The following is a 22714-nucleotide window of genomic DNA, read 5'->3' as shown; positions in this document are numbered from 1 at the left end:
ATAACATAAGAGTCTGTTTGCATGTTCTATCTTTTTTTATGTACAATAAGGATAAGAAATGATATAGACAGGGAGAGAAAATCCATGTCCACTAAATTAGTAAATTTACGGATTGATTTTGCTTTTAAACAGTTATTTGGAACGAAAGGAAATGAGGAAATTTTAGCAGGTTTCTTAAATGCAATTTTAGAGGAATCTTTAGATGCACCTATTACATCGTTACAACTAGACGATCCACATCTCCATAAATCTTATGAAGATGATAAGCTATCAATTTTAGACTTATTAGCAACGCTAGGTAATGGAACGCAAGTGAATATCGAAATTCAGCTTAGGAATACACATGATATGGTAAAGCGATCTTTATATTACTGGAGTAAACTTTATACATCCCAGATGCAAGAAGGAATGCCATATCGTTCACTTCGAAAAACCATTACTATTAACTTATTAGATTTTATTTTATTTTCTCAGGATGATGCATTTCATACTATCGGACAATTATGGAATACTAAAATGCAGCAACTCTTAAGTGACGACATTGAAATTCATTTTGTAGAAATACCAAAATTGGTAAAACAATGGCGTGAAGAAAAAGTAAACCCGTGGGAAAATACATTTGTTCGTTGGATGTTATTATTACCAGCACATGAAGATGAACGTTTAACTCAAACATTGGAGGAGATTGCGATGAATCAAGATCCAATTTTACAAAAGGCAATAAATAAATGGGAAAATATGAGTCATGATTCTTCTTTCCGAACAGCATATGAAGCTCGAGAGAAATTACTTTTAGATGAACAAGCTAAGTTAGCTCATGCAGAACAAGAGGGCATGGAAAAAGGCATTGAACAAGGTAAGATGCAGATGATTCGAGGGATGTATGAAATTGGTGTATCGCTTGAAACTATTGCAAAAGCAAGTAAGTTGAGTGTGGAGGAAATAGAACGTATCTTGAAATTAAAGTAAATATATGAACCTAAGGTACTCATGAATAAAAGAAAATAGATGCTTATTATTATGATACGTTTAATAGAAAAGCAGTGCTGAAAATTTTGGCAGTGCTTTTTCTTAATTAATTTTTTGGTGTTTTTCATTCCTCTCACATTGCTTTAAACACTTCAGAAACGACGTTATTGTTATATGTTATATCGAAAATTAAACAACTATCTTAACCCTGTCCTAAAGTTTCACAACACCAATTGAATTAAGTACTACTTCGTATTAATCAAAGACACAGAAAATATTTAGGTTGGAAAACTACCCCACACAGCGTTCCGGGAGAAATTGTCGCACTTAGATTGACAAGCTGTCTATGTAAAGAATGTCTAATCATACAAACTTCCATGCAGAGCGCTTAAGTTTGTTCTGTAGTATTGAAAGGTTTATTTTAATGTGAAGTGAAAGAGTTTGTAATTTAAATAAAAACCGAACCACCATCTAAATGGCCGTTCGGTTTTCTTTATCTATTTTTCTCTACTAATTTTTTATTCTTCCAATCTAATGTAAACGATTTATTAAATGTTTTTTGATCAACATCTTTTACGTTGTTTCCAACCCAGTTTGCAGTTCCGAATGTGAAGCCTGGACGAAGTTGGTAGTCGTCGGCATGTTTTGTATAAGCGACTTGTAGGTTAGATTGGTCTGTATTTTTTTCAGAGATAACAACAGCAATCATCCCAGGAGAGAAACCGCTATTTGTTAATGCTGGAAGTTGATCCATCGGTATTAAATTACCTTTTGCATCGGATTCATATAGGTATGTGCGAGAGTACATGAACAGTTGGTTTCCGTATAAAGAATGGTAGGAGTCACGTGTGTAAATGCCCCAGTTTTGATTGTTATATCCGTTAAAGAATACGTTCCACTTTACGTTTTTATTTGTTTGGTCAATTAAGTTTGTTTTATAACTAGTTTGTTTATAGCTTACAGAGTCAGACCAAGTTATTTGACCAGTTGCACCTGCTTCAGCACTAGGGCCATTTGGCGTTGCAGAAGCTTTAACAGAACCACCAAGTTGATAAGATACGCTAGATGTTACAGTCGTTTCTTCTACAGCATTTGTAGGTGCTACGTTAAAGAAGCGAGCGCTGTTATCTTGAAGATTAAATGCAATATCATATTGTGAAGGATAGCGTAATGTTGCACTAGCGCCAGGGATTGGGTAGTTATCAACAGGGGCACTATTTATAGTAGGATTTGCTTTTAGGAAACTACCAGTTGTATTAATAACGGCAATCTGTTTATCGGCGCTTGGATCATCAATAAAAGTTACCTTTAAAGACATTGTCATATTATCAGTTTGATCATTATTAAATGTATTATAGCTTGTATGTGTTTTTGCATTTTGCCCGATATCTGTTACAACTTGTGAAGTTGTTTGAGCGTAAGCAGCAGGTGTTGAAAGAGTTAAAGCGCTACTAGCAAAAACAGCGGATAATGCTAAACATTTTAAATATGTTTTAGAACGTTTCATGCAATCACTTCCTTTTATTTTTTTGTCGATATATGTCGTATTTCGTTTATATCGTAACATGAAAATAAAACGGAAGGGATGGTTATGCATAATTGCATAGGTGAGTTTTGTATAATGAAATTTTATGAATCCTTCTCAAGGAAATCATCGCTGTATTGTTTATATATTCCTCCTCATCAACTCCCCAACTTGCGTCGCAACAAACGCAACATCACTATCAATTTCGTCTAACACGTAAGATTCCAAAATGCCCATGACAGCCGTTCCTAAAAATTTTAAAATGATGTGTTTATCGATGTTTTTATTTATTGATGTGTTTGTGTTTAACTTTTTCTCTATTTCGCCCATGATGAAAGTTAATAATTTTTTTTGAAATGATAATGTGCTGTTACTGTTAAATAACGCCGCGAAAAATGGTTTGTGTTCTTTGAAGTATTCAAACCATATGATCGTTCCTTCTATAAACCCTTTGTTTTGTTTCTCATAGCATATTTCTTTTAATTGGTCTAAATGATCGTCCACAATTTTATCTAATAAATTGTACTTATCTAGATAGTGTAAGTAAAAAGTTTTTCGCCCGATGTTTGCTTTTTCGGTAATGTTTTTTACTGTAATTTCGTCGAAACCATCTGTAATTAACATTTCTATAAATGCCGATTGAATGGCGTTTTGTGATTTTATAATTCTTCGATCGATTTTCTCCATATGGTGTTCCTCCGTTGTTGATACACATATTTCTGTATGTGTGTATTATCACCCAAATGCGTAAATGTGGTCATTGAAACAAGTGGTTGCTCGCTTTATTATAAATATACACGTGAGTAATAACTCTCACAAGTGTAAAATTAAAAATGAGATAAAGGTGGTTTTATATATGGCAGTTACGAAGAAAAATGTACGATTTTATGCAAGAGGTTTACAAGTTGCAGGTATTTTGAACATTCCTGAAGGTGCTGAGGAAAAGAAACAAAATGCAGCGATTGTTTGTGTGCATCCAGGTAGTAGCTGTAAAGATCAAACAGCAGGATTGTATGCGGAAAAGTTAGCAGAACAAGGGTATGTAACGCTTGCGTTTGATGCATCGTATCAAGGGGAAAGTGAAGGTGCACCGAGATATATAGAAGAGCCAGCTGCGCGAGTTGAGGATATTCGCTCAGCAGTAGATTATGTAACTACCCTACCTTATATAGATGAAGAACGTATCGGTGTGTTAGGGGTTTGTGCAGGCGGTGGTTATGCGGTAAATGCTGCGATGACAGAGCGCCGTATTAAAGCGGTTGGTACAGTTGTTGGTGCAAATATCGGTCGTTTAAATCGTGAGTCTAACCCGATTGGTGTGTTAGAGGCAATTGGTAAACAACGCACTGCTGAAGCGCGCGGAGCAGAAGAAATGATTACAAATTGGATTCCTAAAAATCAGGAAGAGTTAGAGGCAGCAGGTATGACGGATATAGATATTGTAGAAGCAGTTGAGTATTATACAACACAGCGAGGGCAAAGTGTGAACTCTCCAAACAAATTAAACTTTACAAGTATGGGATCGGTAATTGGTTTTGATGCGTTCCATTTAGCAGATACGTTATTAACGCAGCCGCTGCAAATTGTTGTCGGCAGCAAGCAAGGTGCATTCGGTTCTTATAAAGATGGTCATGAGCTTTATGAGAAAGCAGCTTCAGAGAAGAAAGACTTACTTGTTGTGGAAGGTGCGAGTCACTACGATTTATATGATCAACCAGAACCAGTAAAAATTGCGGTTGAAAAATTAACAAGTTTCTATAACGAAAATCTGTAAAAGGAATGTTGTTTTGAATTGCACCTCTAATTGTTAGATTTGCGTCTAGCAATTAGGGGTTTTTATTGTGAAGATTGCAGTGCTTAATATTTACGTTTAACGTGCATAACAAGATATAATAGAAGAAATACATAAGGAGGCACGCTGTGAAGAATCGTCGTTATTTCAATATATTTACTATGTTACTTGTATACACACTACTTATGTTTTACATCGGCTGGAACGGATGGGTTTGGCTTCATGCGGTATTTGGCTGGGAGTCTTGGGGATATTACGCTTTCGTTGTTGGCTTCATTTCATATGCGTACATTCTCGTGCAAGTGTTTAAGTTTTTGCCATTTCTACGAACGATAGGTTCGATTTGGTTTGCGGTTATACAATACGCGCTTATGCTATTGCCTTTAGCTAATATTATGGTCTTTCTTTTACAGTTTTCAGTGGAGAAAGAAGCGGCAATTATTTGGACAGGGGCGGCTGTGTTAGCTGCATTTATTTTAATCTTTGCGTACGGAGTATTCAACGCATATAGCCCGGTAGTAAGAAAATACGAGGTGCACATACCGAAAAAAGTAGAGGGACGTAAAAGCTTACGCATTGCGATGGCTTCTGATATGCATTTTGGTAAACTATCTGGCGTTTCGCATTTAAAAAGACTTGTCCATCATGTAAATGAAATGGAGCCTGATATTATTTTACTGCCAGGAGATATTATCGATGATCATCCAGGTGTGTTCATTCAAAAAAATATGGGGCACATTATGAAACAAATGAAAGCTCCACTAGGCGTATATGGTGTGTTAGGAAACCACGAATATTACGGGCGAGCAGTTCCAGAATTTTTACAAGAGATGGATAAGATCGATATTCGTATTTTGTTAGATGAAGTGATCACAATTGAAGATGACTTCTATCTTGTTGGAAGAAGAGATAAAACAGAGCGAGATCGCCAAAGTTTTGAAAATCTTATGAGTACGGTAGATAAAACGATGCCAGTTATCGCAATGGATCATCAACCATTCGAGTTAAAACAAGCAGCGGATGCTGGCGTAGATTTACTATTATCCGGTCATACGCACCGCGGACAAATGGCACCAAATCATATTGTAACGAGAAGAATGTACGAACTAGACTGGGGCTACGCACAAAAAGGTGCATTCCACGCAATTGTTTCTTCTGGTTTCGGATTTTGGGGACCGCCGCTTAGACTTGGAAGTAGATCTGAGGTTGTACAGGTGGAGGTTACGTTTGAATAAGTGTATGTAATAGAGAGCTAATGGCTCTCTATTCTTACAAATAAAAAAAGGCTCCGTATAAGGAGCACTCAATAAAAACAAATGAATTAAAACAAATAACAGACATGTATAATATACAACATTTTTAATTTAATATCAATATATTAGGATTTAAAAATTTTATTGGTGTTGATTTTATAAAAGAGGTACGATTATAAGAGGCGGCTAAGATAGAGGGGGATTATAAGTGATCATATCAGATATACTATACGGAGAATTTAAAGTGGATCCAGTAGTAGAAGAATTAATCTTAAGTAAGTCTGTGCAAAGACTAAAAGGTATTCATCAAACTGGCGCAAGTTATTTAGTGAACAAGGAATGGAATGTAACGCGCTTTGATCATTCAGTTGGTGTTATGTTGTTAGTTAAAAAGCTAGGTGGTTCAGTAGAAGAGCAAATTGCAGGTTTACTGCACGACGTATCGCATACTGCTTTTTCTCATGTGATTGATTACGTTTTTGATAATAGAAATGAAAGTTATCATGAAGAGATATTTAGTTCTGTTGTGAAAAACTCAGAAATTCCAGCGATTCTTGCGAAGTATGGCTATAACTATGAAGAAATTTTGTTAGATGATTCGAAGTGGACGTTATTGGAAAGGTCAGCGCCCGAATTATGCGCAGATCGAGTGGATTATACGTTACGAGATATGTATACATATGGGTATATTTCTTTAGAAGAAGCTCACAGTTTTTTAGAAGATGTAATTGAAGTAAACGGAAAAATGGTCCTTCAAAACATCGAAATGGCAGAGTGGTTTACAGAAACGTATTACAAAGAAGTCATCGATTTCTTTATGCAACCAATGAATAGTTACGGAAATGATATGTTAGCAAAAACGCTAAAGTTAGCTCTACACAAAAAGGTTATTCATACACATGATTTTCTTCTTGAAGATGATGAGCTAATTTCGAAATTGCAGCAATGTAGTGATCCGGAAGTACATGCTTTAGTAAGAAAAGTTCATCCGAATGTAAAAGTAAAAGAAGATAGAAATGATTATGATTTATATCAGAACAATAAAGTCCGCCTTATTGATCCGCCGTTACTTCGTGCAGGTGAAGTTATTCACTCGTCTGTTGTGTCAGAAAACATAAGGAAGATGAGTGAAATCGCTTATGAAAAAGCGGTGAGAGGGATGTATGTGAAGGTGGTTTCGGATTAAAAAAGTAGAGCATCACCCCTAGATGCTCTACTTTTCCTACATCACTGATTAAACCAATTCCAAACCTCAATATCTCCAAGAGTCGCATAACGAACGTGAGGCGAGTTTTGTAATTTTAATAACTCTTTCGACGGTCCGGTAATGACGATTCCGTATACTTTTACACCGTTCTCTTTTACATACTCATAGCGTTTATCTAAGTTTAGTTCTTTTTCAGGAGTCCGAGTAGTTTTACTTACAGTTTCTTTATGTGTAGAAAGAATGCGCATCATTTCGATTACTTCATCTTCTTTTGTCTTCGGTCGTTCTACTTCACTATCAGGGAGGTTTATATGTTCTGGAAATCCGATAACCTCTCCGCCATGTAGGATGAAATCTTCTTCATCTATTCTTTCTTGCCCTGTGTCTAAAGCGTACCATACAGGAGTGGGCGGCATTTCTTGTGCTTCAAATACGCTATATAAAAGGGATTCTACTTCCTGTAATGTGTAAGGTTTGTCAAAAGATATTGCTACTTCTGCAACGGTGCCCTCATGTATCTTTCCAAGTGTATCCCAAACTTTTTTAGATATTTCTTTCAAATGATCATCTTGCTTGATTTTTGGGTGAACAAAGGAAAGTTTTTTGGAATAGGGTTTGTTTTCCCATGATTTATTTTTGACAGTTACAGATGATAAGAAGCTACGCGTTGTTACTGTACCAATTGGAATTTCTTTTTTGCCGACCGTTTTAACTAAATTCATTTCATTTTCTGTACGGAAAAAGGGTTTAATCTTTGTACGGCCTCCAGCGGAACGACTATTTGGAATTGTTGCTTCTAGTGCGAGTGCTGGAATTTCATCTACTTCGACTAACTTTTTCATATTATAGAAGTAAAGAGAAGACGAAAAATGGCCGACAAAATAGATTGCAATACAAACAGCAAGGACAAAACTAACGGTTTGCCAACGTTGTTTCCATTTTATTTTCCAAAACGGGACTTTCAGATTTTGTGGTGGTAGTTTTTTCTTTATTGGTTCACTCTTCAAAAGCAACTCATCTAAGTAAGCTTCACACTCTTCACATGTTTCAATATGACTTTCTAACAGTTCTTGTTCATCATACGTGAGCGTTCCATTTTCGTACTTCTCCCATAGTTTTTTAAATGCTGCACAACCCATCTGTATCACTCCTCTATGTTTCTTGCTTCTTTCCGTCCGCGGTGTAATTCAATTTTCACTTTCGCTAATGAGAGACCGGTCATTTCTGCTATTTCCTTATACGAGAATCCGTAGTAATCTCGTAGTAACAGAACATTTCGTCTTTCAAGCGGAAGAGCGGATAAAATGTCTAACCAACTAGCAATCTCATGTTTTATAAAATAAGAGTGCTCTGTACTTGGCACGTTTGGTAAATGGAATTCTTCCACTGTAGTTGTTTTATATTTTTTCTCTTTTCGATACCAATCGATAAAGGCGTTGTAGGCAATTGTAAATAACCACGGTCTAATTTCTTCGCCTTTGTAATAGTCAATATGGACGAGCATGCGGTAAAAGGTTTCTTGCATGAGATCTTCAGCAAAATGAGAATCTCCGGTGAGGGAGAGAAGATAGCGAAATAAATCATGCATATGCTCTGAATAAATGTCTTCTAATGATTGTTTGCGTTTCACTAATTTCCCTCCCTTCATACATAACAACGAAATACATATAAAAAAGTTACATTTTTTTAAAAAATTATAGTAAAAAACGTCAAGAATTGGATAAGATTCTCTTTTATCATAATACATATAAGGCGGGTGAACAGAGATGGAAAGCTATGAAACACAAATTCAAAGGTCCATTGATTATATTGAGGAAGATGTAATGGAAAAACAGACGCTGCGTAATTTAGCGCGTATTGCAGGTTTTTCTGAGTCGCATTTTCATCGTGTATTCCAGGCGTTAGTAGGTGATACGGTAATGGAGTATGTTCGAAAGAGGAGGTTAGCCCGGGCAGCTTATCAACTTTCTCATACGGATGAAAAAGTTATTGATATCGCATTTGAGCATGGCTTTCAATCTCACGAAACGTTCACGAGAGCCTTTAAAAAATTATTTCAAATGACACCAAGTGAATATCGAAAACAAGAAATTGAAACACCGATATATTACAGCGTGAATGTAAAGCAAAGAAAATTAAATCCGTATTTAGGAGGCATACAAATGGAATATCGTATTGTAAATAAACCAGAATTTTTAGTGGCGGGTTATGAACTGAAGACGACGAGTAAAGAAGGAAAAAACCATCAAGACATTCCAGCATTTTGGCAAGAATATTTACAAAAAGATCTTGGAACGACAATTCCGAATCGTAAAGATACGAGCCAATGGGTAGAGCTTGGATTATGTACTGATTTTAATTTAGAAACTGGGGACTTCACGTATATTATTGGAATGGAAGTTACAGACTTTGAAAATGTACCAAATGAAATTGCAAAGCGTACGTTCCCAGAAGCAACATATGCAGTATTTACAACGCCGAAAGTTCCTCATGAAGAAATGGTATCGTCTATTCACCAAACGTGGAATGCTGTATTCTCAGAATGGTTCCCGCATTCAGGCTATGAACATTGCGGCGTTACAGAGTTTGAACTATACGATGAGCGTTGCCACGAAGATAAAAGTGAGTTCGCTCAAGTAGAGCTTTGGATACCGGTGAAGAAAAAATAATAGAGTGAGGGTGAGTCATTGAGAAATGGCTCGCTTTTTTATGGGTGGATTGTTAAATTTGTATTGCCTCATCTGTAATACATTTAAAAATGATAAAATAAAGTAGCAATTAAATATTGCGGGTGGAAGGTTATGCCCTTTCTTCATTTTGTGGAGAAAGGAGGTGTAATCGTATGGAATTTCTTTTGCAAATTTTGTTGGAAATCACAAAAACTATAGCTAGAGAAGGTATAGTTATGGGATTTAAGAAATTAACGGCAAAAAAGCGCAAAAAGAAGACCACCCGTCTGCCTGCGAAGCGTGGGAAGTCTTCTAAGCGCAAATAAGCTTTAGTTGCAACCTTCCACCTTGCGGTAATTAGTTGCATTGACGGGGTGTTGGAAGCACCTCGTCTACTTTATTTTATGCAAAACTTAGTTAGTTTATACTTCTATTTATAGTATAACAGTTTAGAAATGTATTTGTTAATAGTTTTATTTTATATAGTAGGGGGAAGTAGGTTATTGTTGTCGATTTTTGTCGGTAAGTCGATATATTCAAAAAATCGCCGATATAATTCGAGTTGCGCCGATATATTCGCAAAATCGCCGATATAATTTCATATACCGCTGAAACAACTCATAAAGATGGCCTACATTATTTCATATACCGCTGAACTCTCCCAAAATAGAAAAAAGAAAAGACGCTACATAGCGCCTTTTCTATGAACGAAACGGAAACACAAGTATAATCGTTGTTCCTTTTCCTAGTTCGCTATCGATGGAAATCGTTCCGTTATGAGCATGAACGAGCTGCTTTGTAATAGCGAGACCAAGTCCCGTTCCGATGTTGCTTTCTTCTGTATTTGTTCCTCTGTAATATCGCTCAAATAGAAGCTCTTTCGTTTTATCATCCATTCCTTTTCCGTTATCGGAAATAGATAGTGTAAATGAAGTAGCGTTTTGCGAAAGTTTTACGATGACGTTTGTCGTTTCGTTATTATGTTTTACCGCGTTTACGAGTAAGTTTTCGATAATACGCTGGAACCATTTTTCTTCAATAAAATATTGAATTTTGTTTGAGCTTGGTACAAATTCAATATTTTGATTTTGAAGTGTCGGATTATTAATGAATTGTAATAATACTTTTTGAACGAATTGATTCATTTCAATATTTACGTGTTGCGCAGGAAGACTGTTATTTTTTAATTGATACGTTAAGCTTAAATCATCAATTAATGTCGTCATATATTGAGATTTCTCTTTCATAACACTACCGAATTGTTGAATGTCACGATCAGTCCAGTTGTATTGCTTTGATTCTAGTAATAAAGCATAGCCATATATAGAGCTTAGTGGTGTTTTTAAATCATGTGTGAGACCGGTAATCCATTCCTCACGTGTTTGCTGCAGTACTTGCCTCATCGCATCATTTTTTTGGAGTGTAATAGAAAGGTGCTCTAGAGAATTTGTAACATCACTAAATAAGCGGAATGACCATTTTTCTTTACCAGATCGCCGGAACCTGACAGGTTTTCCTTTTTTATTAACGGGTTCTTCGTACTTTCCGCCAGCTATGTTTTTAAGCCAGCGCATCGCATGTAATAACGGTTTTCCAAATTTATTACCGTACCAAATAGAAAGAATAACTAAATAAACAAATACGATAAGAAGGATTAATCCGCATCCAATTAGAAACTTTTTAGCAAATACATCGTCTATTTCATCATCTGGGTAGTAGTGCTCATTTTTTGCAGTTATAACGAGAAGATGATTGCTATTTGTATCGTAAAAACTAGACGTGTTTTCTTTATGATTCCACGGTTCTTTTGCGTTAAGAGCAGCTTGTATGTCAGAAAACGTTTTTTTCTTTTCATTCGGATAGGAGAATACTTCTTCGCCGCCACTATTAAAGATTTGAAGAGTAGCCTTTTCTTTAGAAAGTAACTGTTTTTCTTCTTCTGTTAATGTGAACGTATCCGTAGATACAGAAGGGTGCTCTTTTTGGATTGATTTCAGTAATACATTGCTTTTTACCGTACTACCGTAAATAACAAGTACGTTCTTTTCTTCTAATTCAATTTCCCAATATGTAAACGTATAAGGGCTTTCTATGTGATTCTGTATATAAGAGAATAATGATGTTTCCGTATAAGATGTTGGCACGTCACTAGGAGTATTAAAGTGATAGAGAACTTTTCCGTTTTCCTCTACAACTTGAATCCAATCATTTTTCTCTTTAATTAAGTCTTTTACTTCAGCCTTTAACGAAATTTCGCCATCTTCTGAAGAGATATATCTGGAAATCGTAAAACTATCAGCATCTGGAATGTTCGGTTCGTATGAAGTACTCGTAACAAGAAAAAATAAATAAGTGAAAGCCGCTACTACAGCAATTAGTAATGTAACTAAAACAAATACGTGTTGCATGATAAACTGGATAATAAGTCGTTTATTAAAGTTCATATCGTCACCCTACTTTGTAATGAACTTATAGCCAAGCCCGCGAACAGTTTTTATATATTCTGGTTTACTTGGGTCTTGTTCAATTTTTTCACGTAGTTTTCGAATGTGGACCATAACGGTATTATCATCGCCATTATAGGCAGGTGCTCCCCAAACTTTCTCGTATATTTCTTCTTTCGAAAATACATAGTTCGGATTCTCGCAAAAGAAGAGTAATAGCTGAAATAGCTGGGCGGAACATTCGACAACATGTCCATTTACTGTAAGCTCTGCGGAATAGCGATCAATTTCAAATCTGCCAAATGAACTGGATTGTGCTTTTTGTTCGTGTGTCATTACTTGCTTCATATGTCTTCGGAGTTGTGCTTTCATACGAGCTACTACTTCAAGTGGATTAAATGGCTTCGTAATATAATCATCTGCACCGTGTGAAAATCCAGATATTTTATCTAAATCAGATGTTTTAGCTGTGAGGAAGAAGATAGGGCAATCTGTTTTCTGTCGAATGATGGGACAAATATCAAAACCAGATTGTCCAGGAAGCATGACATCTAAAATAATTAAGTCGTAATCGTTTTGCTGAGTGAGAGATAAAGCTATTTCAGCTGATGTTGCAGTTGTAATATGAGAAAAACCTTCTTTTTCAAGAATGGTAGTTAGTAATTGTAAAATTGCTGTTTCATCATCAACGAGCAAAATATTTGCTTCATACATAAAAAATCCCTCCTAATTTCCTCGAATATCATATCATCTTTCGGTAACTTATGGAATTTTTAAGGAAATTTTAAGGTTTTCTTTCTCAAAAAATTAAGAATCAAATGATATGATAAAAGTAACATAGGGGAGGAGATGAGTGTGAATCCGTTTCAAACGATGCGAGCTAGATATTTTTTAATTGTATTTGCACTATTAACTGTAGTTGCAAGAGCCAGTAATGAATTGATAGAAAATACATTTCATATGCAAAATTCTACTTTTATAAATATTCTTATATTCTATATTCTGCCGATTACGTGGATTTTTTTTGAGTATAAAAAACACCGTGTTGCATTTTCATTATTTATTAATAGAAATGAAACATTTAACCTGGTGCAAGTTTTATACATTACGATCATGTTATGCGTGTTTAGTTATGGATATCTTATTTTGTACATGTATAGCTTTGCGTGGATTACACCGACATTTATTATGAACGCATTACGTGAACCGATTATGGATAGCACTGGAGGATATGTTTATCAAGTTATTATGGTCGTATTCATCGCACCAATTATTGGGGAATTTGTTTTTCGCGGATTTTTACTGCAACGCTTCGCAGCAAAATGGGGAACGAGTATAGCGATCATTGTTGTAGCAATATTGTTTGCATTGTTACACGTTGATTTCCTAGGTGCAATTGTATTTAGCGTTGTACTATCAATCGTATATATTCGTACGAATAGTTTACTCATGCCAATCGCTATTCACATGTTAAACAATGCATTTGTAATCGGTGCTTCTTTTTTAATAAATAAAGAAGAGATAATGAGTTTTGCAGATTTCTCAAATTATACGACGTTCTTTCCAGGACTTATTATTTTTATAACAGGATTAAACCTAGTACTCATCTTTTTATTTGTTAACCGCAAATATTGGAGTAAAGAAATGCCAGCTATATATGTAGAGCAGGAAAAAAGCTTTTCAGACGTCGTGGGGAGTAAATGAGATGAAGAAGACGATTGAAAAAATATTGAAAGACATTATAGATTCTACGTCTATTACAGATATGTGTGATAAAAGCGTTTGTTATTGGCTGCAACCTGTAGTAGATACGATTGTGTTTCCGGAGTATTTCTCTTCTTATTGTGTTAGGGGTTTTACTACTATTTGGTCTAATTGTAGAAGAAATGATGAAGCGCATCTTCAGAAAAAATGAAGAGAAGTATATGTGGGTTCATAAAGTATTCGAGAAAGTAATAGTGGCTTTCCTTTTCCTTTATAGCTTTGAAACATCATTCATTCTAAATTTGAAAGGGATGTATAAAATTATATGAATGAAACAATATCATCAAATAAGTTTTTTTATTTGATTGTGCTTAGTATAGTGCTAATAACGACAGTCAACGTTATTCTTCGCTGGGAGGAAGCTTATTTCTTTATGTATTTAGCACTTCATTTGCTAGGGATTTTATGTATTAGTGGCGGTGTAGTTGCTGAAAAAAAGAGTGAAGAAAGCGTTAATTATATGTGTGTGACCGGTCTTATTTTACTTTTAGCTGTACAAGGTATTATGAAATATAGTTCTTTTTCTTTACAAGATTTTAGCTTATTAATGGATGTACTTCCTTAAGGAGACACGTTATGTTATCTAAGAAGCAAATAGGATATGTACTAGTTTTAATTGGATTTTTTACGCTTATTGTAACGACTTTATTTTTTCAAGACTATGAATATATACGCTATATAAAAGGCGTTGGTTTAATATGCTGGGTTGTAAGTACGTTTCTTATCCCAGAGTATGAACCGAAGAAAGCGTCTAAAGGTAGGTAAAACTCTTCTTTATGTAGAAGAGTTTTTTTATGTAAATAAAAGGATCTCGAGCAATTCGCGTAATAAGCTTGTTCTAATTTAGCATGTACGAACTTACAATAATAATAGACAGGCAGCATAGAGGAGGGAATAGCGTGAGGAAGGTTATCGGGTGGTCGCTTTTTTTGTACGTTGGGTTTGCGTTATTTATATATTGGTATTTATTTGGATGGAATCATGAACTAATTCCTGACATGTACAAAGGAACGAGTGCAGATCCAGAAACGTTTATGAATGCAAGAGAGCTTACGCTAAGCCAAGATTATTCGCGCGTGAAAAATTTACTGTATTTTTTAGCGACGCCTCTTGAATGGATTATTTTATTATTTGTACTTGTGCTCGGTATTTCAAAAAAGTTTGAGAAATGGTCGAAGGAAACGACGAAAATAAGTGTCCTGCAAGTTGCGATTTATTTCTTTTATTTATCATTACTTACAACAGTTCTTGCCTTGCCGATGCAATGGATTAGCCGAAAAGTTTCCGTTGATTACGGCATTTCAACGCAAAGTACACAAAGCTGGATAAAAGATCATGTTATCGGTTTTTGGGAAAGTTATGCAACTATGTTAATTGTAGTTACGGTTCTTCTATGGCTTATTCGCAAATTCCCGAAGAGATGGTGGTTAGCAGGGTGGGCACTCTCTGTTCCATTTACAATCTTTTTAACATTCATACAGCCTGTCGTGATTGATCCACTGTATAACGACTTCTCGACGCTAAAAGATAAAGAATTAGAAACGAAAATTTTAGCGATGGCAGACAAAGCTGATATTCCAGCAAAACATGTATATGAAGTAAATATGTCGGAAAAAACGAATGCATTAAATGCCTACGTAACAGGAATAGGACTTAACTCGCGTATTGTAATGTGGGATACGACGCTTAAGCAATTAAAAGATAAAGAAATTTTATTTATAATGGCCCATGAAATGGGGCATTATGTTATGAAACATATATATTGGGGCGTTGCGAGTTATGTGTTGCTATCGTTTATAGGGATGTACCTCATTAGTCGTATTATCAATATGTGTATTCGAAAATGGGGAGATACGCTGCAAATTTCAAAAGCAGCATGTTTCTCAATTTTACCTTTATTTTTCTTAATTTCTTCTGTCCTCTCTTTTGTATCACAGCCAGCAACAAACTACGTTTCTCGTATAGAAGAACGAGCAGCAGATCAATATGCTTTAGACATGACGAAGGACGGGAAATCTGGTGTAAAAACGTTTCAATATTTATCAAAAACGAGTTTAAGCCAAGTAAATCCTCCTGCGTTAGTGAAGTTTTTCTTATACACACATCCACCAATTTTCGAAAGAATTCATACGTTTGAACAATATGAAAAGGAAAAGAAGCGGTAGTGTACTGCTTCTTTTTTTATGCGTTATTCGAGTTTTGGAAAATTATAGTGTATAATATATGGAATATTCAGTGAAATTTTTAGGAGGTTAATATTTTGTTTCATTCAAAATCAATGCCGGCTATAAAAATGATCCTTTCGATGTCTATTTTCGGATCAATTGGATTTTTCTCTGTTCAAACAGGTTTACCGTCTTTTGAATTAGTATTCGTTCGTTGTATTTGTGCGACTATATTTTTAGCATTATGTTGGCTCGTAACAGGACAATATAAAAGTGAGCAATGGAATAAAAAAGAAGTCATGCAAATATTAGCATGCGGTATATTTCTCGTTTTTAACTGGGTATTTCTATTTAAAGCATTTGAAGTTATGTCGATTACAATTGCGATTTCAGTTTATCATCTAGCACCCATTATCGTATTAATGATTGGTAGTATCGTATTTAAAGAGAGACTTACAATGTTTGCTGTTTTGTCCATTGTCATTTGTTTTATCGGTACAGTGTTAGTGGCTGGAGTAGATGGAAGTCTATCACTTGAAAAACTTATGTCATCTGGCATGGTATGGGCACTACTTGCGGCACTATTTTATGCTTTTACTACTTTACTAGGAAAAGGAATTCAGCATACGAGCGCATATGCGATGACATTTTTACAAACATTTTTAGGTATATTTTTATTGCTACCATTCGTAGACTTTGGCAAGTTTCAAGGGTTAACAGAGATGAATTGGATGATGATTACAGCGACAGGTCTTATACATACTGGATTTGTATATTACTTATTTTTTGATAGTTTAAGAGATTTATCTACTAGAATGATTTCTGTATTAGTATTTTTAGATCCTGCGGTTGCAATACTATTAGATACCGTCTTTACTGGGTTTAGACCGACTAGTATGCAAATAGTAGGAATTGTTCTTATATTTGTAGGAATGGCATTTACTTTTCGAAAAACGAAGGATGAAAAAATAATAGTAGAAGAAAAATTCTATTCTTAATTGTAAACAATTAGGTTTAATTACATTTATAATTTTCAGATTTCTTGTATAATATAATTTGCAGGGAAATAAAGGAAAAGGTAGATGAGAGAGATGAAAAAGCTAGTAAAGATTGCGACATCACTAACTTTAATGGGGGGAATATTTGTAAGTGCAAATGGTGTGTCTGCAAATACAGATGTTATCAAAAAATCTAGTCCTAATATTATGATAAAGTTTGATGATGTAACAACAGATCATTGGGCATATGATGAAATTACAAATTTAGTATATCATCGCATTATGTATGGTTATGGAAATGGTAAGTTTGGGACGGAAGATAATATAACACGTGAACAAGCGGCAGCAGTATTGTACCGCGCACTTCATGTAAAAAGAAGTGCGACTATTGGAAATCCATATGGAGATATTAGTGGGAAATCAACCATGTTCCCTTACGAAATTTTACGCTTAACACAGCTTGGTATTTTTAAAGGAGACGAAAATGGGAATTTCCGTCCGAAAGATACATTGACTCGTGCAGAATTAGCACAAATTTTAACGAAAGCATATGAGTTGAAAACAAAGAGTCCACATACATTTACAGATATACCAGAAAATCATTGGGCAAGGGATGCAATTAGCGCATTGCAGTCTAATAAAGTAGCGGTAGGAACGGGAGATGGCAAGTTCCAGCCTGAAATGCTCGTTACACGTGGGCAATTTGCAAAGTTTTTACAACGATCAATTGATAATTCTCCAGGGAAAATGGAATAGATAAAGAGAAAGCTCATAATTTGTGGAAGAGGTATCTTTCGCTCATTATGAGCTTTTGTTAATAGAGAGGTTACTATTGTCGTATGTTGTAGTTAAGTCGATATAATTGCATTTTTTGTCTAGAAAATGAACTCTTAAAACGTGAAGGATTTCTTTAAAAAAAAGTAGAATATTTATATTATAGAAACACCTTTACATGAATACAGGAAAGAAAATTAGTTTGCGTACAATTCGGTATAAAAGTTGAAATTGAGAGCGAATTGGCTCTCCTTTAGTAGTGATTTTCACAATAATAGATTTTTTAAATGTAATATATTGCATAAATGGTGCAAAGGCAACATATGTAATATTGGAAAGGATTTCAGTCTATTATTTTCCGTTTTTTCAAATGGAGGTAAAGGGGAGAGGGCAATGAAGAAGAATATGTTACGTATAATGGCAACGGTAACTATTATGGGTGGTTTGTTTGTAAGTACGAATGTTCCAAACGTAAAAGCAGAAGAATATCCAGAAATGATTGTGTTTGATGATGTTCCAGTAAACTACTGGGCATATGACGATATAATGGATGTAGTATACAATAAAGTAATGTTAGGGTATGGAAATGGTAAGTTTGGTGTAGGTGATAATGTAACAAGAGAACAAGTAGCAGCAGTGCTGTATCGTACATTGAATTTGAAAAAGGAAGGACCTTTAAAAAATCCATATAAAGATATTTCTGAGAGAGCAACAATGTTTTTAGATGAAATTTTAGTATTAACAGAGCATGGTATTTTTAAAGGTGATGAAAAAGGAAACTTTAGACCAACTGCACCAGTAACACGCGCAGAAATGGCACAAATTCTTACGAATGCATTTACATTTGAGGTGAAGAAGAACCATACATTTAAAGATGTACCAAATAATCATTGGGCAAAAAATGCGATTAGTGCACTACAGTCTAATCATGTCATAGTTGGAACAGGAAATGGGAAATTTGAACCGAATAAAGTTGTAACACGTGAGCAATATGCAACGTTTTTAAATAGAGCTGTTTTTTATTTTCCAGTAAAAGATGAAGATTATGAATGAAAGTTAAAATATAAGGATGTTTAAGTTATATTAATATAATATATATCAAGAAAAAAGCGTGGGAATTCCACGCTTTTTTCTTATTTAAAATTATTTGTAATTATATCGATTTTCTATTCGTAATTTAGTTTTTCGAATTTAGTGGATAAGAAGAGATTGAATAAAGTAACTTTTTATTGTTTAAATATACGGTTTAGTAACTTTATTGTTAATAAAGTGTAAATAAAAGTATGTGAAATATAGTTCATAAATTAGACAAAAATTACATGGGAATTATATTGTTACGCTTCCATTAATTCTTTATATTAGAAAAAAATATGTTTTTAGGGAGAGAATACTTTGAAGAAAAAGTTTTTAAAAGTAGCAACAGCTTTAACAATTATGGGTGGAGTAGCATTTAGTGCTGAAGGGACAACAGCAAAAGCTGAATTAGCTGCAAAGCCACAACAAGCAAGTCAGGCAATCTTTAAAGATGTACCAGCAGGACATTGGTCTTATGAAGCAATTCAAACTTTAGCAGAACACGAGATTATGCTTGGTTATGGAAATGGGATGTTTGGTTTTGGACATAATGTAACTCGTGAACAAGTAGCTGCTTTAATTTATCGTGCGCTGGATCTTGATGAAGAATTTGGTGAAGATGAGGAATTAGAAAGCCCGTATAATGATATTGTTGATGATAACTCAACGATGTTTTCTTTCGAAGTGTTAGCAGTAACAGAATTAGGTATTTTTACAGGTGACGAGAAAGGAAACTTCAGACCAAAAGATACGTTAACACGTGCAGAAATGGCGCAAGTTCTTACGAGAGCATTTGGACTACAAGTAAAAGGATCAGCAGGATTTAAAGATGTACCAAAAGGACATTGGGCAGAAAACGCGATTAATGCAGTAGGTTCAAATGGTATTTCAGTAGGAGATGGTAAGGGGAATTTCGCTCCGAACATGAAAGTAACACGTGAACAATATGCGCAATTCTTATTTAGAGCGCTTTAATAAAAAGGGGTCAGTGTTGTATAACACTGGCCTTTTTTTTTGTGTAATGCAGGTGGAAGAATACAGTTTTATAAAAAATCAATTAAATTTTCAAAAAAAACTTCCTTTTCTGAAGATTTGTTATATAATATAAAACATAAAATCAAATCTGTTATAAAACAGTTTAAGAAGGGGATGCTAATATGTCGACGCAAACTTCACGGGTTACACTCGTGGGAGAAATGTTACCAGCGTACAACGAAATATTGACACCTGAGGCGCTTAGTTTTTTAAAGGAACTACATGAAAATTTCAATGAGCGCCGCATAGAACTTTTACAAAAGCGTGCGGAGAAACAAAAGAGAATTGATGCAGGGGAGTTTCCGAAGTTTTTAGAAGAAACGAAGCACATACGTGAAGCGGATTGGACAATTGCTAAATTGCCAAAGGATTTAGAGGATCGTCGCGTAGAGATTACTGGTCCAGTAGATAGAAAGATGGTTATTAACGCTTTAAATTCAGGAGCGCATCTTTTTATGGCGGATTTTGAAGATTCGAATTCACCAACTTGGGAAAATGCAATTGAAGGTCAAATAAACTTACGAGATGCAGTAAAGGGAACGATTTCACATAAAAATGAAAACGGAAAAGAATATCGTTTAAATAGTAAAACAGCAGTATTAATTGTGCGCCCAAGAGGATGGCATTTAGAAGAAAAACATATGCAAGTTGACGGGAAGAATATGTCTGGTAGCTTAGTAGATTTTGGACTTTATTTTTTCCATAATGCGAAAGCTCTTTTAGCAAAAGGAAGCGGTCCATACTTTTACTTACCGAAAATGGAAAGCTATTTAGAAGCAAGGCTATGGAATGATGTTTTCGTATTTGCTCAAAAATATATCGGTATTCCAAACGGAACGATTAAAGCAACAGTATTATTGGAAACGATTCACGCTTCGTTTGAAATGGATGAAATTTTGTATGAGCTTAAAGATCATTCTGCTGGATTAAATTGCGGAAGATGGGATTATATTTTTAGTTTTCTAAAGGGTTTCCGTAATCATAATGAATTTTTACTTCCAGATAGAGCGCAAGTCACGATGACGGCGCCGTTTATGCGCGCGTATTCTTTGAAAGTCATTCAAACATGTCACCGTCGTAATGCACCAGCTATTGGAGGAATGGCAGCACAAATTCCGATTAAAAACAATCGAGAAGCAAATGAAGCAGCTTTTGAAAAAGTACGTGCGGATAAGGAGCGCGAAGCTTTAGACGGTCATGACGGGACTTGGGTTGCCCACCCGGGACTTGTACCAGTCGCGATGGAAGTATTTAATCACATTATGAAAACGCCGAATCAAATTTTTAGAAAACGTGAAGAAATACATGTTACAGAAAAGGATTTATTAGAAGTACCAGTGGGAACGATTACAGAAGAGGGTCTTCGTCTGAATATTAGCGTAGGTATTCAATATATTGCATCTTGGTTAAGCGGCCGGGGAGCAGCACCAATTTATAACTTAATGGAAGATGCAGCAACAGCGGAAATTTCTAGGGCACAAGTATGGCAATGGATTCGCCATGAAGGTGGAAAATTAAATGATGGCCGTAATATTACACTTGAATTAATGGAAGAGCTAAAAGAAGAAGAGTTAGCAAAAATAGAAAGAGAGATTGGTAAAGAAACCTTTAAGAAAGGGAGATTCCAAGAGGCGACAACGTTATTTACAAATCTCGTTCGGAATGATGAATTCGTACCATTTTTAACATTACCGGGTTATGAAATTTTATAAAAAGTGAAAAGGGGATGGAACAAATGAAAAACGAAAGAATCGAGAAATTACAAGAGAGCTGGGAACTAGATACGCGTTGGAAAGGGATCACACGTCCATATTCAGCAGAAGATGTAATTCGCCTGCGCGGGTCAATTGATATTGAACATACGTTAGCGCGCCGCGGTGCTGAAAAGCTTTGGGCGTCGCTTCATACGGAAGATTATATTAACGCACTTGGTGCATTAACAGGAAACCAAGCGATGCAACAAGTAAAAGCTGGGTTAAAAGCGATTTATTTAAGTGGCTGGCAGGTAGCAGCAGATGCAAACCTTTCTGGACATATGTATCCAGACCAAAGTTTATATCCAGCAAATAGCGTACCTGCTGTAGTAAAACGAATTAATCAAACGCTTCAACGTGCGGATCAAATTCAGCATATGGAAGGAAGCGGTGATACAGATTATTTCGTACCAATTGTAGCAGATGCAGAAGCTGGATTTGGCGGACAATTAAACGTATTTGAACTAATGAAAGGTATGATTGAAGCGGGTGCATCAGGTGTGCACTTTGAAGATCAATTATCTTCAGAGAAAAAATGCGGTCATTTAGGCGGAAAAGTATTACTACCAACGCAAACAGCGGTGCGTAATTTAATTTCGGCACGCCTTGCGGCAGACGTAATGGGAGTACCGACAATTATCGTTGCAAGAACTGATGCGGATGCAGCAGATTTAATTACGAGCGATATCGATCCTGTTGATAAAGCGTTTATTACAGGAGAAAGAACACCAGAAGGATTTTACCGTACGAAAGCAGGTCTTGACCAAGCGATTGCACGTGGTTTAGCATACGCTCCTTACGCAGACCTCGTTTGGTGTGAAACATCTGAACCAAATTTAGAAGATGCAAAACGATTTGCGGACGCAATTCATAAAGAGCATCCAGGGAAATTGCTTGCATACAACTGTTCACCTTCATTTAACTGGAAACAAAAACTAGATGAGAAAACAATTGCGAGCTTCCAAAAAGAAATCGCATCTTACGGTTATAAGTTCCAGTTCGTAACACTTGCTGGATTCCACTCATTAAACTACGGCATGTTCGAATTAGCACGCGGCTATAAAGAGCGCGGCATGGCAGCGTACTCTGAACTACAACAAGCAGAATTCGCAGCAGAAAAACACGGCTACTCTGCAACTCGCCATCAACGAGAAGTAGGAACAGGTTACTTTGATGAAGTAGCACAGGTGATTACAGGTGGTACTTCATCAACGACAGCATTAAAAGGATCTACAGAAGAAGCACAATTTACGAAATAAAAGGAAGGGGCCCCTTTTTGAAGGATGCCCCT

At 35.6% G+C, this 22714-nt stretch carries 22 protein-coding genes and 1 pseudogene; 17 read left to right on the top strand and 6 right to left on the bottom strand.

Annotated elements, in window-relative coordinates:
• Nucleotides 1-84 precede the first annotated feature (84 nt).
• The gene (locus ACTFRS_RS18705) at nucleotides 85-969 is read left to right on the top strand and encodes an Rpn family recombination-promoting nuclease/putative transposase (RefSeq protein ID WP_062822700.1); all 885 of its coding nucleotides are present in this window, start codon (nucleotides 85-87) and stop codon (nucleotides 967-969) included.
• 493 nt (nucleotides 970-1462) lie between these two features.
• Here ACTFRS_RS18705 and cytK2 read toward each other — a convergent pair whose 3' ends face one another.
• Together cytK2 and ACTFRS_RS18695 are read right to left on the bottom strand one after the other, a co-directional pair.
• Nucleotides 1463-2476, bottom strand: a complete 1014-nt coding sequence (gene cytK2, locus ACTFRS_RS18700) for a beta-channel forming cytolysin CytK2 (protein WP_440023447.1) — start codon at nucleotides 2474-2476, stop codon at nucleotides 1463-1465.
• 159 nt (nucleotides 2477-2635) lie between these two features.
• Nucleotides 2636-3181, bottom strand: a complete 546-nt coding sequence (locus ACTFRS_RS18695; protein ID WP_139868775.1) for a TetR/AcrR family transcriptional regulator — start codon at nucleotides 3179-3181, stop codon at nucleotides 2636-2638.
• Nucleotides 3182-3350: 169 nt separating this feature from the next.
• Here ACTFRS_RS18695 and ACTFRS_RS18690 point away from each other — a divergent pair, with 169 nt between their 5' ends.
• From ACTFRS_RS18690 to ACTFRS_RS18680, 3 genes are all read left to right on the top strand, one after another.
• Entirely contained in the window at nucleotides 3351-4268 is a 918-nt protein-coding gene (locus tag ACTFRS_RS18690; protein ID WP_242294661.1) for an alpha/beta hydrolase, read from the top strand.
• 146 nt (nucleotides 4269-4414) lie between these two features.
• The gene (locus tag ACTFRS_RS18685; protein ID WP_242294660.1) at nucleotides 4415-5521 is read left to right on the top strand and encodes a metallophosphoesterase; all 1107 of its coding nucleotides are present in this window, start codon (nucleotides 4415-4417) and stop codon (nucleotides 5519-5521) included.
• A 226-nt stretch (nucleotides 5522-5747) separates the two neighbouring features.
• A complete protein-coding gene (locus tag ACTFRS_RS18680) occupies nucleotides 5748-6725 on the top strand; it encodes an HD domain-containing protein (protein WP_440023450.1) in 978 nt (325 codons plus the stop codon).
• Nucleotides 6726-6766: 41 nt separating this feature from the next.
• Here the strand turns inward: ACTFRS_RS18680 and ACTFRS_RS18675 are convergent, their stop codons facing one another.
• The gene (locus ACTFRS_RS18675; RefSeq protein WP_440023451.1) at nucleotides 6767-7885 is read right to left on the bottom strand and encodes an anti-sigma factor; all 1119 of its coding nucleotides are present in this window, start codon (nucleotides 7883-7885) and stop codon (nucleotides 6767-6769) included.
• Between the two features lie 5 nt (nucleotides 7886-7890).
• A complete protein-coding gene (locus ACTFRS_RS18670; RefSeq protein WP_440023453.1) occupies nucleotides 7891-8394 on the bottom strand; it encodes an RNA polymerase sigma factor in 504 nt (167 codons plus the stop codon).
• Nucleotides 8395-8512: 118 nt separating this feature from the next.
• Here ACTFRS_RS18670 and ACTFRS_RS18665 point away from each other — a divergent pair, with 118 nt between their 5' ends.
• On the top strand, nucleotides 8513-9415 hold the full coding sequence (locus ACTFRS_RS18665; RefSeq protein WP_242294652.1) for an AraC family transcriptional regulator: 903 nt from the start codon (nucleotides 8513-8515) through the stop codon (nucleotides 9413-9415).
• 173 nt (nucleotides 9416-9588) lie between these two features.
• Entirely contained in the window at nucleotides 9589-9741 is a 153-nt protein-coding gene (locus tag ACTFRS_RS18660) for a hypothetical protein (protein ID WP_000394950.1), read from the top strand.
• A 375-nt stretch (nucleotides 9742-10116) separates the two neighbouring features.
• On the opposite strand, the gene ACTFRS_RS18655 is transcribed toward ACTFRS_RS18660, so the two are convergent.
• Both ACTFRS_RS18655 and ACTFRS_RS18650 read right to left on the bottom strand, forming a co-directional pair.
• Entirely contained in the window at nucleotides 10117-11859 is a 1743-nt protein-coding gene (locus tag ACTFRS_RS18655; RefSeq protein ID WP_318160854.1) for a sensor histidine kinase, read from the bottom strand.
• A gap of 9 nt (nucleotides 11860-11868) precedes the next feature.
• Complete coding sequence (locus tag ACTFRS_RS18650) at nucleotides 11869-12573, bottom strand: response regulator transcription factor (RefSeq protein ID WP_139868757.1); 705 nt, start codon at nucleotides 12571-12573, stop codon at nucleotides 11869-11871.
• A 141-nt stretch (nucleotides 12574-12714) separates the two neighbouring features.
• On the opposite strand from ACTFRS_RS18650, the gene ACTFRS_RS18645 reads away from it, so the two are divergent.
• The 11 genes and pseudogenes from ACTFRS_RS18645 (at nucleotide 12715) to aceA (ending at nucleotide 22682) form a co-directional block, all read left to right on the top strand.
• Nucleotides 12715-13563, top strand: a complete 849-nt coding sequence (locus tag ACTFRS_RS18645; protein WP_016716773.1) for a CPBP family intramembrane glutamic endopeptidase — start codon at nucleotides 12715-12717, stop codon at nucleotides 13561-13563.
• 1 nt (nucleotide 13564) lies between these two features.
• Nucleotides 13565-13892 (top strand): annotated as a pseudogene (locus ACTFRS_RS18640) (hypothetical protein).
• A complete protein-coding gene (locus tag ACTFRS_RS18635; protein ID WP_001006054.1) occupies nucleotides 13889-14188 on the top strand; it encodes a hypothetical protein in 300 nt (99 codons plus the stop codon). Before ACTFRS_RS18640 ends, ACTFRS_RS18635 begins: the two are co-directional and overlap by 4 nt.
• An 11-nt stretch (nucleotides 14189-14199) precedes the next feature.
• Nucleotides 14200-14388: a hypothetical protein gene (locus ACTFRS_RS18630; RefSeq protein WP_074615152.1), complete on the top strand. Its 189-nt coding sequence runs from the start codon at nucleotides 14200-14202 to the stop codon at nucleotides 14386-14388.
• A gap of 134 nt (nucleotides 14389-14522) precedes the next feature.
• Nucleotides 14523-15788, top strand: a complete 1266-nt coding sequence (locus ACTFRS_RS18625) for a M48 family metallopeptidase (RefSeq protein ID WP_139868753.1) — start codon at nucleotides 14523-14525, stop codon at nucleotides 15786-15788.
• Between the two features lie 95 nt (nucleotides 15789-15883).
• Complete coding sequence (locus ACTFRS_RS18620; protein WP_139868751.1) at nucleotides 15884-16786, top strand: DMT family transporter; 903 nt, start codon at nucleotides 15884-15886, stop codon at nucleotides 16784-16786.
• An 84-nt stretch (nucleotides 16787-16870) separates the two neighbouring features.
• Nucleotides 16871-17542, top strand: a complete 672-nt coding sequence (locus ACTFRS_RS18615) for an S-layer homology domain-containing protein (RefSeq protein ID WP_440023456.1) — start codon at nucleotides 16871-16873, stop codon at nucleotides 17540-17542.
• A gap of 411 nt (nucleotides 17543-17953) precedes the next feature.
• Nucleotides 17954-18613: an S-layer homology domain-containing protein gene (locus ACTFRS_RS18610; RefSeq protein ID WP_087951633.1), complete on the top strand. Its 660-nt coding sequence runs from the start codon at nucleotides 17954-17956 to the stop codon at nucleotides 18611-18613.
• A gap of 339 nt (nucleotides 18614-18952) precedes the next feature.
• Nucleotides 18953-19609 (top strand): S-layer homology domain-containing protein, encoded by a 657-nt coding sequence (locus ACTFRS_RS18605; RefSeq protein ID WP_440023458.1) that lies wholly within the window; start codon nucleotides 18953-18955, stop codon nucleotides 19607-19609.
• Nucleotides 19610-19791: 182 nt separating this feature from the next.
• The gene (gene aceB, locus ACTFRS_RS18600) at nucleotides 19792-21381 is read left to right on the top strand and encodes a malate synthase A (RefSeq protein WP_139868745.1); all 1590 of its coding nucleotides are present in this window, start codon (nucleotides 19792-19794) and stop codon (nucleotides 21379-21381) included.
• A gap of 23 nt (nucleotides 21382-21404) precedes the next feature.
• Entirely contained in the window at nucleotides 21405-22682 is a 1278-nt protein-coding gene (gene aceA / locus ACTFRS_RS18595) for an isocitrate lyase (RefSeq protein ID WP_000787354.1), read from the top strand.
• Nucleotides 22683-22714: the final 32 nt, after the last annotated feature.

Origin of the sequence: Bacillus cereus group sp. MYBK139-1, assembly GCF_051916915.1 — a bacterium.
GTDB classification, from domain to species: domain Bacteria; phylum Bacillota; class Bacilli; order Bacillales; family Bacillaceae_G; genus Bacillus_A; species Bacillus_A pacificus.
Note: the sequence above shows the minus strand (reverse complement) of the source record. Positions and strands in the feature narration are given on the sequence as shown.